Genomic DNA, 16,167 nt, shown 5'->3' with positions numbered 1-16,167 from the left:
GGTGATCAGAAAGTCGCCCGGCAGCGTGGCCATGCATTGCACATGGCCGCGTTGCCGGGGATGGATCACTTCATGTCGTCGGCCAGCACGCGCAGAATGCGCTCGGCGTTGGTGGAGGCTTCCGGTGCGCCCGTGGCGTTCAACACGGACACGGTGCTTTGCGAGCCTTCGCTGCGCACGGTGACGCGGTACTTGAGTGGAGGCACGGCGTCTGGCGAGCCCGAGAAGAGCTTGCTGAAGAAGCCTTGTTCCTTCTTGTTGGCGTTCGGAGCCACGTAGCGCACGTAGTACACGCCTTCGGTGCGGTTGCGGTCTTCGACGGTGAAGCCGGTGCGGTCCAGCGACAGGCCGACACGACGCCATGCTCGGTCGAAGCCTTCATCCATCTGGATAGCAGGCACGCCGTTGACGTTCGCGACCTTGGCGGTGGCGGCCAGCGGTGCGGCCTGTGCGGAAGCGGCTGCCGCCTTGGACTGCTCTTCGCTCACGCCGAGCTTGACCATCATGCGGCGCAGGAATTCGGCCTCCAGCTCGGGATCGACCGGGCGTGGCTGCCACATGGTCGCGTCTTTTTGTTGGCTGCTGTAGACCTCGACCATGCCGCGGTGGCTGACGAAGAGGTTGGTGCCGCCCTTGGCATTGCGCTCGAGGCGGGTGCGGAACTTGTCACGCTCGCCGGTCGAGTACAGGCCGTCGAACAGCTTGCCGATGCTCGAGCGGATGATGTCCTGCGGGATCTTGGCACGGTTTTCGGCCCAGTCGGTTTCCAGAATGCCCAGCTCGGAGTTGTCCGTGGTGAACACGAAGCCGCTTTCCAGCCAGAAATCACGCACGGGATCCCAGAGCTTTTCGGCCGGGCGGTCGATCACCAGCCAGCGCTGGTTGCCGTCGCGTTCGATGCGCACATCGCCAATCGTCGAAGGAGCGGTGTTCGGGCCCACGGGCTTGGCCTTCTGGCCTGCTTCGAAAGCGACAGCGGAAGCCGCGCCGCCGGGCACCGTGTAGCGCGTATCGGCCGAGAGCTGTGACAGATCGGGCGGCACTTCCAGTGTCGCGCCCTTCCTGGCACTCTTGTAGTCGATCTTGTCGCTCTCCAGCACGGAGCAGGCCGACAAGGCCAATGCCAGGCCCAGCAGGCCGAGTCGAGTCGTAGCGTTCACGCGAAATTCCTCATTGATTTGGAAGTGCCGTTGGCTGAGCGGAGCCGTGCGGGCAGACCGGGATCTCTTAATTGAGCAAACCCGCCGAGCGTAGCGCAGCTTCCACGACGGCTTCATTGCCTTGGCTCATCGTGGTCATGGGCAGACGCAGGGTGCCACCGCAAAGTCCCATGCGCTGCATGGCCCACTTCACGGGGATGGGGTTGGCTTCCACGAACAGGTTCTTGTGCACGGGCATCAGCTTGAACTGGATTTCCATGGCCTTGCGGACATCGCCAGCCAGAGCGGCCTTGCACAATTCGGCCATCAAGCGCGGGGCCACGTTGGCCGTCACGCTGATGTTGCCCTGGCCGCCGCAGAGCATCAGCGCCACGGCGGTTGGATCGTCACCGGAGTACACGCCGAAGCCCTTGGGAACGTCGCGGATCAGCCATTGCGCACGTTCGATGTTGCCCGTGGCTTCCTTGATGCCGACGATGCCGGGCACTTGCGCGAGACGCAGCACGGTGTCGTGCTGCATGTCCGCGACCGAGCGGCCGGGCACGTTGTACAGGTACATGGGCAGATCGCCGACGGATTCGGCAATCGTCTTGAAGTGCTGGTACTGGCCTTCTTGCGTCGGCTTGTTGTAGTAGGGCACGACCTGCAATTGGCTGTCGGCGCCCACGCTCTTGGCGTACTTGGCCAGCTCGATCGCTTCGGCAGTGGAGTTGGCACCGCAGCCGGCCATCACCGGCACGCGCTTGGCGGCCTGCTCGACGGACACGCGGATGATCTCGCAGTGCTCTTCCACGTTGACCGTGGGCGACTCGCCGGTCGTGCCGACCACGCCCAGGCAAGCAGTGCCTTCGGCGATGTGCCAGTCGATCAGTTTGCGCAGGGTGGGGTAGTCCACACTGCCGTCTGCGTGCATGGGGGTGACCAGAGCGACGATGCTGCCGGTCAGAGGAGCGCTGGGAGAAGTCATGTCCGTATCGTTAAACGGGGAAAGAAGCATTCTAACTAGACAGAGTGACCCAGTTGGGCCCTGAATGACTCTGTCGCGGGTGAAGGTTCACGTCTGGCGACGATGCGCTGCACGAATCGGGCAGGATCTTCGAGGAATCCGTCTTCGTAGGCGATGACGCGTAAACCTTTGCAAAGCCCCAGCAATTCACCGGGTTGCAGCAGAAATTCCGCGCGCGCCGGTCTGCCTACAGACTCGTTGCCGAGGGCAAAAGTTTCATAGATCAGCACGCCACCGGGGGCGATGCTGCTCAGAATGTTCGGAAAATTCGGCCGCCAAAGGTAATTGGTGACCACGACTGCCGCGAATTCACGGCCCGTCAGCGGCCATGCACCGCCTTCGATATCAGCCTGAATCACCGTGCCGAAGCGGGCTGCGGATTCCAGCGCCTCTGCCGAACGGTCAACACCCGTGACGGCATTTCCGCGCTCGGCAAACCATTGCATGTGACGACCGGGGCCGCAGGCCACGTCGAGCACGCCCGCGCCTTGCGGCACCAGATGCGACCAACGCTGAATCCAGCCCGAAGCCGGGTGGAGCGGGGCGTGCTGGAGGGCTTCGCTGGCGGTGGTGCAGAAGGACATCAGAAAGCAATGTCTGCCGAGGTGGCAGTACGAGAGCGGGAAAGAGGGCCGTAAAGGGGGCGATTATTGATCAACTCGTCAGCAATGCAAGGGGTTCGACCGAGCATTTCACTAAACAGCTTCTCAGAAGCACGCCCAGAGCTGGTCCGCCATGGTGATCATGAACTGCGGGTTGGTGTAGAGCAGGAACACGCCGAGCAAGCCCGCCACGGCGACCGCAATCAGCAAAAGTTTGTATCCGGCTCGGAGAGCCGGAGTCTTTTGCTGGGGATGTTCGTGGACGGTCTGCATGGCAAGTCATGGACGGTGGGTGGATTACGCGGCCTTTGGAATGGCGCGAGCAATCGCATTCTCGCGCACCGGCAGATTCACCAATCCCGCGAAGACGCCAAGGGCAATCGACAGATACCAGACCACGTCGTAGCTGCCGGTCTTGTCGTACAGATAGCCGCCAAGCCAGACGCCCAGAAAACTGCCGATCTGGTGGCTGAAGAAGATGAAGCCGCTGAGCATGGACATGTGCTGCACGCCGAAGATCTGCGCCACCATCGCGTTGGTCGGCGGCACGGTGGACAGCCACAGCGCGCCGATCACTGCCGAGAACAGATAGACCGACATGGGCGACAGCGGCACCATCAGGAACACGGCGATCACCACCGCTCGCGCGAAGTAGATGAAGGCGAGGATGTGGCGCTTGGGCATGCGTTGGCCGAGTGTGCCCGCGATGTACGTGCCAAACACGTTGAACAGGCCGATCAACGCGAGTGCGTAGCTCGCGACCTGCGGCGACAGGCCGTGGTCCTTCAGATAACTCGGCATGTGCACGCCGATGAACACCACCTGAAAACCGCAGACGAAATAGCCGGCGGTCAGCAGCAGAAAGCTCGGATAGCGGATCGCTTCCATGAACGCCGCAGTGGCACTTTGCGTGCGCGGTGCGCGCGTGGCGCCGCCCTGAAAACCGGGCTCGCGCAGACCGAATGCGAGCGGGATGATCAGCAGCACGGCAAGGGAAAGCACCAGCAGCGCGGTCTTCCAGCCGAGCTGCAGGATCAATTGGCCTTCCACGGGCACCATCAGAAACTGTCCGAACGAGCCCGCAGCCGCTGCCACGCCCATGGCCCACGAGCGCTTTTCGGCTGAAATCTGGCGGCCGAGCACACCGTAGATCACCGCATAGGTGGTGCCCGCCTGCGCCGCGCCAATCAGCACGCCCGTGGTCAGCGCGAACAATCCCGGTGTTGGCGATGTGGCCATTCCCGCCAGGCCCAGCGCGTACAGAATCGCGCCGCAGATCAGCACCTTGAACGCGCCAAAGCGGTCGGCCGCAATGCCTCCTACAATGCCGAAGACACCCCAGGCCAAGTTTTGCACGGCGAGCGCGAAAGCGAAGGTCTCACGAGTCCAGCCCATGTCCTGTGTGATGGGTTGCAGCCACATGCCGAAGCCATGGCGAATCCCCATCGACAGCGTGACGATGGCTGCGCCGCAAGCCAGCACCTGCGTCATGGACAATTTTTTAATTTCGCTTTGCATCCGCACAAATGTAGCCAAAACATCGTTCGCCTGCTCAGTGACGGGCTCCCCGTCGGCGGCTGAAGATTACAAACCCGTTCTTGCATCAGCCTGTTTTTATATCCAGTATTACAATGCGCCGCCATGGCAACCAAACCAGCATCCAATCCGGCAAGTGAATACTCAGAAGGCTCCATTCGCGTCCTCAAGGGACTGGAGCCCGTCAAGCAACGTCCGGGCATGTACACCCGCACGGACAACCCTTTGCACATCCTTCAGGAAGTGCTGGACAACGCCGCCGACGAAGCGCTTGCCGGTTACGGCAAGAAGATCAAGGTCACGCTGCACGCCGACAGTTCGGTGAGCGTCGAGGACGACGGGCGCGGCATTCCGTTCGGTCTGCATCCTGAAGAAGGCGCTCCGGTCGTCGAACTCGTGTTCACGCGTCTGCACGCGGGCGGCAAGTTCGACAAGGGCAACGGCGGGGCGTACAGCTTCTCCGGTGGTCTGCACGGCGTGGGCGTTTCGGTGACGAATGCGTTGTCCAAGCGCCTTGAAGTGACCACGCACCGCGAAGGACAGGTCGCCAAGCTGACGTTCTCCGGCGGCGATGTGATCGAACCGCTGGTGGCGCGACCACTGCAGTCGGGCGAACGCAAACAGGGCACGACCGTGCAGGTCTGGCCCGACGCATCGTATTTCGAGTCGGCGGCCCTGCCGATGGGCGAGCTCACCCATCTGCTGCGCTCCAAGGCCGTGCTGATGCCCGGCGTGACCGTCACGCTGGTCAACGAAAAGACCAAGGACACGCAGACCTGGCAATACAAGGGCGGCCTGCGCGACTATCTGGCGCAGACGCTGAACGCCGATCCGGTGATCCCGCTGTTCGAGGGCGAAGGCTTTGCCGACAAGAACAACGAAAGCTTTGCCGAAGGCGAAGGCGCGACCTGGTGCGTGGCCTTCACCGACGACGGCTCGCCAGTGCGCGAAAGCTATGTGAACCTGATCCCGACCACCGCTGGCGGCACGCACGAAAGCGGTCTGCGCGATGGTCTGTTTCAGGCCGTCAAGCTGTTCATCGAATTCCACTCGTTGCTGCCCAAGGGCGTGAAACTCATGCCTGAAGACGTGTTTGCGCGCGCAAGCTACGTGCTCTCGGCCAAGGTGCTCGATCCTCAATTCCAGGGCCAGATCAAGGAACGCCTGAACTCGCGCGATGCCGTGCGTCTGGTCTCCAACTTCGTGCGCCCGGCGCTCGAGCTGTGGCTCAACGAGAACGTCGATTACGGCAAGAAGCTCGCCGAACTCGCGATCAAGGCGGCGCAGACCCGTCAGCGCGCAGGCCAGAAGGTCGAGAAGCGAAAGGGCTCCGGCGTGGCCGTGCTGCCCGGCAAGCTCACCGATTGCGAAAGCCGCGACATCGCCTACAACGAAGTGTTCCTGGTCGAGGGCGACTCCGCCGGCGGCAGCGCCAAGATGGGCCGCGACAAGGAAAATCAGGCCGTGCTGCCCCTGCGCGGCAAGGTGCTGAACACCTGGGAAGTCGAGCGCGACCGCCTGTTTGCGAACACCGAAGTGCACGACATCTCGGTTGCCATAGGCGTCGATCCGCATGGCCCGAACGACACGCCAGACCTCTCCGGTCTGCGCTACGGCAAGATCTGCATTCTGTCGGATGCCGACGTGGACGGCTCGCACATCCAGGTGCTGCTGCTCACGCTGTTTTTCCGCCACTTCCCCAAGCTCATCGATGCCGGAAACATCTACGTGGCGCGTCCACCGCTGTTCCGCGTCGACATTCCCGCGCGCGGCAAAAAGCCTGCAGCCAAGGTGTACGCGCTCGATCAGGCCGAACTCGAGTCGATCCTCGACAAGGCCGTCAAGGATGGCGTGCCACGCGAGAAATGTCAGATCAGCCGCTTCAAGGGTCTGGGCGAAATGAACGCCGAGCAGCTCTGGGAAACCACGCTCAACCCCGACACCCGCCGCCTGCTGCCGGTGCGTGTGGGCAACGTCGATCAGCCCGCCACCGAGGTCCTGATGACCAAGCTCATGGGCAAAGGCGAGGCCGCTGCGCGCCGTGAACTCATGGAAGTGCACGGCGACGAAGTCGAGGTGGACATCTAAGCCATCAAGCCATGTTCACGCCGCGAATCCACACACCAACAGCCAAGCGCTGGCGCATGCCTGCGGTTACGGCGTTGCTGTGCTTCTTCGCGGCGCAGCAGTCGGCGCATGCCGATCTGTGGGCCTATGTCGATTCGCGCGGCGTGACGCATTTTGCGGCCGAGAAGATCGACGCGAACTACTCGCTTTTTTTCCGTGGCGATCAGTTCGATTCGACGCGCGACGGTGCACCAGACACCAACTCCAACACCAACGCACCGGCCGACTACTCGCTCGATTCCGCGCGTGATGCCGCAGGTGCGCGCAAGCTGGCGTTCATCGACATCTCGCCCGGCTACAAGCGTGTTCGCACGCACATCCGCAGCGCGGCCGAGAATTCCGGGCTTGAGTACGAACTGCTCAAGGCAGTGATCGCCACCGAATCCGGTTTCGACGCGCAGGCCATCTCGCCCAAGGGCGCTGTCGGCCTGATGCAGTTGATGCCCGCAACCGCGTCGCGTTTTGGCGTGTCGGCTGACAAGAAACGCAGCGTGGCGCAGAAGCTCGAAGACCCTGTCACCAACCTGGGCGCGGGCGCGAACTATCTGCGTTATCTGCTGAAGATGTTCGACGGCCGCAAGGATCTGGCGCTGGCCGCCTACAACGCGGGCGAGGGCTCGGTGCAGCGCGCTGGCAACCAGATTCCGTCGTACCGCGAAACCCAAAATTATGTGAAGAGCGTGCTGGGCCTGTACGCGATGCTCAAGCCGCCCGAGTCGTTGCGTGCGCACCGTGCGTACCAGACTCAGCAGCAGCCGCAGCAACCCGTCACGGGCCGCATCCGCATGGAAATTCCTGCGGCGCACACGGATGGCGCGACCACGCCTTCCGCACCTGACACTTCCACTTTCTCATCCCCTCTTGGCGCGGTCGGCGGCGACAACAGTTCGGCTGTTCGCACCGCATCGCGCGCCACATTGCAAGACTTGTCTGCGAACGAATGAGCGATCAATCCACACTTGAATTTTCGACCAACCCGCCCGATGGTGGTGATGGTCTGGAGCTGGCGCAGTACGCGCAACAGGCGTATCTGGAATACGCACTCTCCGTTGTGAAGGGCCGCGCGCTGCCCGATGTCACCGATGGCTTGAAGCCCGTGCAGCGCCGCATTCTTTTCGCGATGGACCGCATGGGCCTCGGCTTCAGCGGCCCCACGCGCAACGTACCTGCCAAGCCCGTGAAAAGCGCGCGCGTGGTCGGAGACGTGCTCGGCAAATACCACCCGCACGGCGACCAGTCCGCCTACGACGCGCTGGTGCGTCTGTCGCAGGATTTCAGTCAGCGCTATCCGTTGATCGACGGTCAGGGCAACTTCGGCAGCCGCGACGGCGACGGCGCTGCGGCGATGCGTTACACCGAAGCGCGCTTGGCAAAAATCACCACGCTGCTGCTAGATGAAATCGACATGGGCACCGTGGATTTCATGCCCAACTATGACGGTTCGTTTGAAGAGCCCAGGCAGTTGCCCGCGCGTCTGCCGTTCTCGCTGCTCAACGGTGCCAGCGGCATCGCTGTCGGCATGGCGACGGAAGTGCCCAGCCACAATTTGCGTGAAGTGGCCGATGCCTGCATCGCGCTCGTGAAGTCACCCAAGATCACCGACGAAGAACTGTTCGCGCTGATCCCCGGTCCCGACTATCCAGGCGGCGGTCAGATCATCAGCAGCACCTCGGACATCCACGACGCCTACCGCTGCGGTCGTGGCAGCATGAAGGTGCGTGCGCGCTGGAAGATCGAGGAACTCGCGCGCGGCCAATGGCAGTTGATCGTCACCGAACTGCCGCCCGGCGTGAGCACGCAGAAGGTGCTCGAAGAAATCGAGGAACTCACCAACCCCAAGGTCAAGACCGGCAAGAAGGCGCTCACGCAGGAGCAGAACCAGCTCAAGGCCAGCATGCTGGCGCTGCTCGACGGCGTGCGCGACGAGTCGAGCAAGGATGCGCCCGTGCGCATCGTCATCGAGCCCAAGACCGGCAAGGTGCCGCAGCAGGAACTCATCACCACGCTGCTCGCGCACACCAGTCTGGAGTCTTCGTCGTCGATCAATCTGACGATGATCGGCCTCGACGGCAAGCCGGTGCAGAAGTCGCTGCGCCAGATGCTCGAAGAGTGGATCAGCTTCCGCCAGACCACGATTGCACGCCGCTCGCAGCATCGCCTGAACAAGGTGCTGGATCGCATTCATATTTATGAAGGCCGTCAACTGGTTCTTCTGCATATTGATGAAGTGATTGCGATCATTCGTGCTTCCGACGAGCCCAAGGCTGCGTTGATTGCCCGCTTCAATTTGAGTGATCGCCAGGCCGAAGACATCCTCGAAATTCGCCTGCGTCAGTTGGCGCGACTCGAGGCGATCAAGATTGAGCAGGAACTCAAGGAACTGCGCGAAGAGCAGGGCAAGCTCGAAGAAATTCTGGCGAACCCGAACACGCTGCGCCGCCTGATGATCAAGGAAATCGAAGCCGACGCCAAGCAGTTTGCCGATGCGCGCCGCACCTTGATTCAGGAAGAAAAGAAGGCTGTTGCCGAAGTGAAGGTGGTGGACGAACCCGTCACCGTTGTCATCTCCGAAAAGGGCTGGGTACGCGCACGCACCGGCCACGGCCACGAGGCCGGCAGCTTCAGCTTCAAGTCGGGCGACACACTGTACGGCACGTTTGAATGCCGCACCGTCGACACGCTGATCGTCTTCGGCAACAACGGCCGCGTGTACTCGGTCGCGGTGTCGCAACTGCCGGGCGGACGCGGTGACGGTCAGCCGATCACCACCTTGATCGATCTGGAAAGCGGCACGCAACCGGTGCACTACTTCGCCGGTCCGAACAACGCGGCCATGCTGCTGGCGGGCTCGGGTGGCTATGGTTTCATCACCACCGTCGAACACATGACCGCCCGCAATCGCGGCGGCAAATCGTTCGTGAGCCTCGGCGACAAGGAAACCCTGTGCCGCCCATCGCACGCCGCATTCACCAGCGCTGGTACGGACCTGGTGCCCGCGACGCATGTGTGCTGCGCATCGGTCGCAGGTCGCATTCTCACGTTCGAGATTGCCGAACTCAAGATGATGGAAAAGGGTGGTCGCGGCCTGATGCTCATCGACCTCGACGACAAGGACCAGCTCGCCGGAGCGGCCGCCTACACGCGCAGCGTGCGCTTCACCGGCATCGGCCGTGGCGGCAAGGATCGCGAAGAGACGCTTGAAATCCGCTCGCTCAACAACGCGCGTGCTGCGCGTGGCCGCAAGGGAAAGGCGGGGGATTTCGGGTTCAAGATTGCGGATGTGATCCGGGTCGAATAATCGGACAGCTTTTCAGTCCCAATCGCAAAGGTGCGGAATGCTTGTTGAAAGCATCTGCACCTTTTTCTTTGGAGGGCTGCGTTGTGTGCCGCTGGCTCACATTCTGGTGTCGTGCAGCGCGCCGCCGCTCAGATCGGCCATGCCTGGCTTGATCTCTTCAAACTTCATGGCCTTGCCGCCGTGTTCCTGAACGAACTTGCTGGCATCGGCTTCTTGCGCGAAGCTGGCGATGGTCGGGCCCATGGAGCCGTGGCGTTTGCTGCCGACGACGTAGATCGCTGTCTTGGCGTCTATCCAGTGGCCTTGGGGCTGGTTCCAGTCGGCACGGCCCATGTCCTGCACATAGGCGCCCTTGATGGCGCGGACCTGTTCGCCTGCGTGCAACTGGTTGATCAGCTCCATGGTGTCGCAGAAGAAGGCGGGCTTGGCTTGGTCTGCATAGAGGATCTGCGCTTTTGGGCCGGGGTAGTCGGCTAGCAGCATGCCGTCGAGCGAGCAGCTGGTGGAGCGGTCGATTTCCACTGGGCCTAAGGCTTGGGCTGACTTGGATTCGTTGCCGCAGGCGGTGAGCGTCAATGCAGCCGCACCAAGCATTGCGGCGGTGATGAGGTGGCTGGTCAGGGAGCGGTAAGCGGTGATCATGGTTTGAATCTCCATTTGGCAATCATGAGAGGAAGTGCGATCCACACGAGCATCACCGCGCCCATGGCGAGCGGGTTGCCGAGTGCGGGGGGCACGATGCTGGCGAGGCCGTAGAGCGTGCGGACGTCTTCTAGTGAAAAGACATTGAGGATGCGGAACACGTCCGCCGGGTTGAGCAGCAGCAGCCAGGTGAAGGCGTCGCCACCGACGCGACCGCCGGTGCCGACGAGCAGGCCGAGCATGATCAGGTCGAACACCAGCACGAAGAAGAACCATGCGGCAATTGCCAGGCCGGATGCGCGCGTGCGGTCGCGAGCGATCACCGACAGCAGCACGGCGAGGCTCAGGAACGCAAGCCCCAGCAGCACCGAGCTGAACATGAAGCCGATGAAGTGAAACAGGCCGCGCGAATCGATCTGCCCGAACAGCAGGGCGATGACGACGCCGAAGCCGCCGAGCATGGACGCGGTAAGTGCGGCGGCGAGGCCGAGGTATTTGCCGAGCAGCAGTTCCAGCCTGGTGATCGGCAGCGACAGCAGCAGGTCGAGCGAGCCGCGTTCGCGCTCGCCGACGATGGCGTCGAAGCCGAGCAATAGTGCGATCAGCGGGATCAGATAGATCACCAGACTGACGAGGCTGGCGATGGTGATTTCAATGGAGCGAAAGCCGACCACGCCTTGTTGCGCGCCGCCGAAATAGGCGATCACGAGCGAGAAAACCGCGAACACCAGCGCGACGGCCAGCACCCAGCGATTGCGGATGCGGTCGCGAAACTCCTTGGCGGCGATGGTCCAGATTTGTTGTGCTTGCATGGTGATTTTTTCTTCTTGTCGTGGCTGGGTTCAGTGGGGCGGGCCGCTCATGCGTGCATTCATTCGCTCAGGCCGAAGAACACGTCCTCCAGCGAGGGCATGCGCATGCGGATGTCGGTGACGACAGCGCCCAGCGAAGTGAGCGCGCTCAGCACTTCCACCTTGCGTGCGCGGTCGCATTGCAAGCGCAGACCAAAGGGAGTGATCTGCGCGTCGAATCCGCTGCTTTGTTGGAGATGAGCGGCGATGAGTGGTGCGTCCTGCGCAGAGACATCGACCTCGAAAGTCAGCGGCATGTGCAATTGATCGCGCAGTTCCTGCACGGTGCCGAGCGCCTGAATTTCTCCGGCCGTGAGAATCGCGAGGCGATCCACGCGCTCCTGCAGCTCGGCCAGAATGTGCGAGGTGATGATCACCGTGACACCCTTGGATTGCAGGTCGCGCAGCGTCACGTAGAACTCGCGGATGGCCTTGGGGTCGAGACCGTTGGTGGGCTCGTCGAGAAACAGCACTTGCGGCGAGCCGAGCAAGGCCTGTGCAAAGCCGAGGCGCTGACGCATGCCTTTGGAGTAGGCACGAACAGGGCGCTTGCCTGCGTGTGCGAGACCGACTTTTTCCAGAATTTCCGCGCATTGCGCAAGCGGTGCGTTCTTCAGTCGCGCAAAGAATTTCAGCGTTTCGAGACCATCGAGGTTGTCATAGAGCACCACGTTTTCGGGCAGGTAGCCGATGTGGCGGCGCACGTCGCGGGCCTTGCTGCCGTTGATCTCCTGGCCCGAGATGCGGATGCTTCCGGCGGTCAGCGGAATCAGGCCGAGCATCATCTTGAACAGCGTGCTCTTGCCTGCGCCGTTGTGTCCGATGAGGCCAAATATTTCGCCGCGCGCGATGTCGAGGCTGACGTTGTTCACGGCGGTGAAATCGCCGAACTGCTTGCTCACCGCGCTGATCGAAATCGCGGGGGGAGGCTCTGTGTGTGCGGGGCCGTTACTGGCCGGGAAAATGCTTGCCAAGCCAATCTCTCCATTGGTTGTTGCCGGGTTGCATGCGCGGGTGGGGATCGACCACCGAGGGCATGCGAAGAATCGGGAATTGCTGGCTGACGAGCTTGAGCGCCTGCACGGCGGGGCTGGCCAGCAGCAGCTTGATGCTGGGGTAGCGCCAGGTGAGGCTGTCCACCATGTCGTTGGCTTCGTAGGGCACGTCGCCAAGCGTGTTGCCGTCGCGGTCCCAGCCGAGGTAGTTGCTCCAGTGGTTGCCTTCCTTCGTGCCCCAGCGCTCGTCGCGCGAGCCGACGTAGCGCACCTGTTCGCGGTTGGAGATGAAGTCGTTGCGCTCCACCGCGTTGCGCGTGGAGCCGGCGGCAAGATGCACGCCGACCACGTTGTCCACGACAAGGTTGCCTGTGAGTTGGATGTACTCCACGTCGTAGATGAAAAAGCCGCGGTTGTTGCCCGCGACGACGTTGTTCTCGATGACCGAGTCCTGGATGGTGCGCAGCATGATGCCGTGATCGGAATTGCCCCAGGCGCGGTTGTTGCGCACGATCTGGTTGCGCACCTCCATGAGCGCGAGACCACCTCGGTTGTAGTAGGTGTCGTTGTCCTCCCACAGGTTGTAGTAGGAGTTCATGTAGTGCGTGCCGTAGCGGCTGTGGTGCAGCTTGTTGCCGCGAAACACCGCGTGGTGCGACACGTCGACATACAGCGCGTCGCGCACGAAGCTGATGTCGTTGTTGAAGATGCGCGCGCCCTTGGTGTTGTAGAGCTGAACGCCGTTGCCGCGTTGCGAGGACGAGTAGTCGCGCTTGCCGGTGATGCGGTTGCCTTCGATGAGCACGTCGTCGGCTTTTTCGATCCACAGGCCGAACAGGTTGTAGGTCAGGTCGCAGTTGCGCACGATGGCGCGGTGCGCGCCGGGGCGGATGTAGATGCCCGCGTTCTGGTCCTTCAAGCTGCTGCCCGAGTCGCGCACGATCAGGCCTTCGATCACCACGTCGGGCGCGGTCACGCGGATGGTGTCGCCTTCTTCGCCGCCGCTCAAGGTGGGGCGGTCGATGCCGCGCAGGGTGAGCGGCTTGTCGATCAAAAGATTGGTGCGGTACTGCGCACGCGCGATTTCGATGACATCGCCCGCAGTGGCTTTTGCAACGGCTGCGGCGATGTCTTCTCCGGGTTGGACTGAAATGGTGGCCGCTTGAATCCAGCCAAAGCTGCAGGCGAGCGCTGCAAGGATCACAAATCGGCAAGGTCGTAAGAAGGGATTCATGCGACGGTCCAGTTCACCGCGCGCAGGATCAGCAGCAGGGCCGCGCCGATCAGCAGGTTCTTGAACGCCACATAGCTCAGCATGTCCATGAGGTTGGCCACGCGGTAGCGGCTTTGCCACCAGGCACCGTCCTTCACGTAGCGACGGTTGCCAAGGCGCAGCAGCACTTCGATCACGCTCCACACAAACCAGCTCACGATGATGGCGCTGGTCGACATGCGGCCCATGCCGAGCAGAATCCACGCGGCGATGATGGCGATGAAAGCAGGAACGGCGAGCAGGTTGAACATGCGGTGTTCGGCCCAGCCAGCGCTGCTCCACGGGCTCAGGTGTTCCACGAATTCGAGGGCGATGCGCTTGATGAGCGGAGCTTTGTCGAGGCGCTCCAGCAGCACGGGATCGGTCGGCATGCGTGGGTCGGGACCGTTGACTGCCTTGGCGCTGATCTGTGCCTGCCAGGTGGCGTCGGGCGTGATCGGGATGAAGTAGCCGTTCTTGCCGATGGGCGTGATTTCGAGGCCGTCCTTTTCGCGGCGCTTGCGTTCCTTGGCGAGGGGCGGGCACCCCTTCACATCGGTGTAGAGCACCATGCAGTCGAGGCAGTGCAGGCACTCGCGATGGTCGATGCGACCGGCAGCGTCGATGGCCTGCGCGCCGCAGCCCACGGCGCAGGCCTTGCAGCTGTTGCAGTCCTGTTTGCGCTTCAAGCCAAACCAGCGGAAGGTGCTGGGAATGGCCAGCGATGCGCCGAGCGGGCAGAGGTATTTGCAGAACGGACGCTCGATGAACAGCGACAGGCCGAGCAGCACGCAGACGAACAGTCCATACGGCCATGCGCGGTTCGTGATGCCGACGAGGAAGGTGGTCTTGAAGGGTTCGATTTCGGCGAGCTTTTCGGCCAGTGTCATGTCGTACAGCGACACGGCGAGCAGACCGAAAAAGATCACGTATTTGAGCCACTTCAGGCGGTCATGCCAGACCTGCGGAAGCTGGAACTGAAAGCGCTTGAGGCCGACGAGGTGCGCGACTTTGTAGAGCGCTTCCGACAGCGATCCGAACGGGCAGATCCAGCCGCAGAACAGGCCGCGTCCGAACAGGAACACCGTGACGATGATGAAGATCCAGAACAGGAAGATGAACGGATCGGTGAGGAACAGCGTCCACGTCCACTGGAACAGCACCGAGTGGAACCAGGTCAGCACCTGCGTGATCGAAGGCTGCGCCATCGCGCCAAAGCCGACGAAGACGATGCTGATCGCCCAGAAGCTGTATTTGAAGGCGTTGACCGGCCACTTGTTCTTGTGCGTGGACAGGCGCGTGAGCTTTTCGCGCAGGGCATAGACGATGGTGAGCAGCGTGAGCAGACCCGCGAACAGCGCGATCTTCCAGCTTTGCGTTTTCCACACGCGCACCCATGGCGCGTCGGGTTCGACGACTTTCGGGCGACCGCCATCGAGCAGCTTTTCGGGCATCCAGTAGTTGGTTTCGAACACCGCAAAGCTGCGATGGCCGGTGGCTTGATCGATACGGTTGCCGAGGAACGCGAGCTTCCATGGATAAGCAGCGGAGAACGATGCCGAGCGGATCACGAAGATCGACGATTCGGTGTAGCGCGGCGCGCCATCGGCTTCGAGGCCGTAGAGATTGAAGGCGTCGAGATCGCGGAAGGTGAACGAATCCGGACCTTGTTTGACCTGCACGCGGTCGTAGATGCCGCCGCGCACAAAGCCCGATCCTTTGAACGATTCGGCACCGTCCGTGCGCACGATGAAGAAGGCGCTTTCGCCCGGCTGGATGCGCGATTGCAGGCTGGCGTAGCCGTTGTCGCCCAGCAGGCTTTTGCCGATGTCGGGCTGGTTCAGATCGCCGAACCACAGGTCGATGAAAGGTGTGGGGTTGCGCGGCAGACCGACCTGTTCCTGCTTGACGACGAGGCGCTTGACTGCACCCATTTCGACGAGTTGCTGCCAGTTGAATTTCTGACTGAGCGTGTTGAATTTGGCGGGCTCGCGCACGATGGGCGCGATGATGCCGGCCTGGCGCGCAACGGCTGCGCCGGACATCAGCACGACTTGATTTTGCGCGATGACGGTGACGGTGGCGCCGGAGATCGCGTCGAGGCCGATCACGCCTTCGTCGGGGCGCGAGGGGCCGACTTCGATGCGTTCGGAAACCGACTTGCCGAGGTATTGGTTGTTGAAGTTGATGAGCGCCGATTCGGGGATGCCGAGCAGCAGAATCGGCTCGGAATGCTTGAGCACTTTGACGCCGACGAAATGGCCGCCGGTGTCCATGCCGATCAGCGTGACGACGGGCTTGCCGGAGTAGGCGGGCGTGTCGGTGATGTCGGTCGAGAGCATGACGTAGCCGAGCAGTTTCTTGGCTGCACTGTCGTTGTCGTAGGCCTCGACGTAGGGCGGTTGGCCCTTGCGTTCGGAGAAGTGCGCAGCGCCGGGGAACACGTCCTTGCAGGGCAGCAGCGCGCACAGATTCTTGTTAGTGTGCACATCGGCGGGAAGCTCGGCCTCGTAGGCCGTGCCGCCCGCATGTGCTCCAGCGGATGCCAGCGTCAGAGCGATGAGAAGAAGAAGCGAGGTCCAGATCGTGAGGACTCTGGACTGAAGTTTTCGCCTGAATGACAACATGGTTCTATCCCGAAACGCAGGTGACGTCGTTTGGAGACGGCGGCACCTGCTTGATGGCCGCTTTACGGGGC

Annotated in this window: 13 protein-coding genes; 3 read left to right on the top strand and 10 right to left on the bottom strand. The window is 62.1% G+C overall.

Annotated elements, in window-relative coordinates; genetic code table 11:
* Window positions 1-65: 65 nt before the first annotated feature.
* The 5 genes from bamC to G7048_RS04785 all read right to left on the bottom strand — a co-directional run bounded on the left by bamC (window position 66) and on the right by G7048_RS04785 (window position 4,286).
* Window positions 66-1,160, bottom strand: a complete 1,095-nt coding sequence (gene bamC / locus G7048_RS04805; RefSeq protein ID WP_166067049.1) for an outer membrane protein assembly factor BamC — start codon at window positions 1,158-1,160, stop codon at window positions 66-68.
* A gap of 67 nt (window positions 1,161-1,227) precedes the next feature.
* Complete coding sequence (dapA, locus tag G7048_RS04800; protein ID WP_166067048.1) at window positions 1,228-2,127, bottom strand: 4-hydroxy-tetrahydrodipicolinate synthase; 900 nt, start codon at window positions 2,125-2,127, stop codon at window positions 1,228-1,230.
* A gap of 35 nt (window positions 2,128-2,162) precedes the next feature.
* Window positions 2,163-2,750 (bottom strand): bifunctional 2-polyprenyl-6-hydroxyphenol methylase/3-demethylubiquinol 3-O-methyltransferase UbiG, encoded by a 588-nt coding sequence (locus tag G7048_RS04795; protein WP_166067047.1) that lies wholly within the window; start codon window positions 2,748-2,750, stop codon window positions 2,163-2,165.
* A gap of 123 nt (window positions 2,751-2,873) precedes the next feature.
* The gene (locus G7048_RS04790; RefSeq protein ID WP_166066178.1) at window positions 2,874-3,041 is read right to left on the bottom strand and encodes a hypothetical protein; all 168 of its coding nucleotides are present in this window, start codon (window positions 3,039-3,041) and stop codon (window positions 2,874-2,876) included.
* A gap of 24 nt (window positions 3,042-3,065) precedes the next feature.
* Entirely contained in the window at window positions 3,066-4,286 is a 1,221-nt protein-coding gene (locus G7048_RS04785; RefSeq protein WP_166067046.1) for an MFS transporter, read from the bottom strand.
* 123 nt (window positions 4,287-4,409) lie between these two features.
* Here G7048_RS04785 and G7048_RS04780 point away from each other — a divergent pair, with 123 nt between their 5' ends.
* From G7048_RS04780 to parC, 3 genes are read left to right on the top strand one after another with little or no spacing between them, the layout of a single operon-like run.
* Window positions 4,410-6,392, top strand: a complete 1,983-nt coding sequence (locus G7048_RS04780) for a DNA topoisomerase IV subunit B (protein WP_166067045.1) — start codon at window positions 4,410-4,412, stop codon at window positions 6,390-6,392.
* 11 nt (window positions 6,393-6,403) lie between these two features.
* A complete protein-coding gene (locus G7048_RS04775; protein ID WP_166067044.1) occupies window positions 6,404-7,375 on the top strand; it encodes a lytic transglycosylase domain-containing protein in 972 nt (323 codons plus the stop codon).
* Entirely contained in the window at window positions 7,372-9,729 is a 2,358-nt protein-coding gene (parC, locus tag G7048_RS04770; RefSeq protein WP_166067043.1) for a DNA topoisomerase IV subunit A, read from the top strand. The genes G7048_RS04775 and parC overlap by 4 nt, the downstream gene beginning before the upstream one ends.
* A gap of 96 nt (window positions 9,730-9,825) precedes the next feature.
* On the opposite strand, the gene G7048_RS04765 is transcribed toward parC, so the two are convergent.
* The 5 genes from G7048_RS04765 to G7048_RS04745 are packed head-to-tail and all read right to left on the bottom strand — an operon-like array spanning window position 9,826 to window position 16,096.
* A complete protein-coding gene (locus tag G7048_RS04765; RefSeq protein ID WP_166067042.1) occupies window positions 9,826-10,371 on the bottom strand; it encodes a nitrous oxide reductase accessory protein NosL in 546 nt (181 codons plus the stop codon).
* A complete protein-coding gene (locus tag G7048_RS04760) occupies window positions 10,368-11,183 on the bottom strand; it encodes an ABC transporter permease (RefSeq protein WP_166067041.1) in 816 nt (271 codons plus the stop codon). Before G7048_RS04760 ends, G7048_RS04765 begins: the two co-directional genes overlap by 4 nt.
* 59 nt (window positions 11,184-11,242) lie before the next feature.
* Window positions 11,243-12,196 (bottom strand): ABC transporter ATP-binding protein, encoded by a 954-nt coding sequence (locus G7048_RS04755; RefSeq protein WP_166067039.1) that lies wholly within the window; start codon window positions 12,194-12,196, stop codon window positions 11,243-11,245.
* Complete coding sequence (locus G7048_RS04750; RefSeq protein ID WP_166067038.1) at window positions 12,171-13,451, bottom strand: nitrous oxide reductase family maturation protein NosD; 1,281 nt, start codon at window positions 13,449-13,451, stop codon at window positions 12,171-12,173. Before G7048_RS04750 ends, G7048_RS04755 begins: the two co-directional genes overlap by 26 nt.
* Entirely contained in the window at window positions 13,448-16,096 is a 2,649-nt protein-coding gene (locus G7048_RS04745; RefSeq protein ID WP_166067037.1) for a NosR/NirI family protein, read from the bottom strand. Before G7048_RS04745 ends, G7048_RS04750 begins: the two co-directional genes overlap by 4 nt.
* Window positions 16,097-16,167 lie beyond the last annotated feature (71 nt).

This window comes from Diaphorobacter sp. HDW4B (assembly GCF_011305535.1).
Lineage (GTDB): Bacteria > Pseudomonadota > Gammaproteobacteria > Burkholderiales > Burkholderiaceae_C > Diaphorobacter_A.
This window is presented reverse-complemented; position numbering and strand designations above follow the sequence as displayed.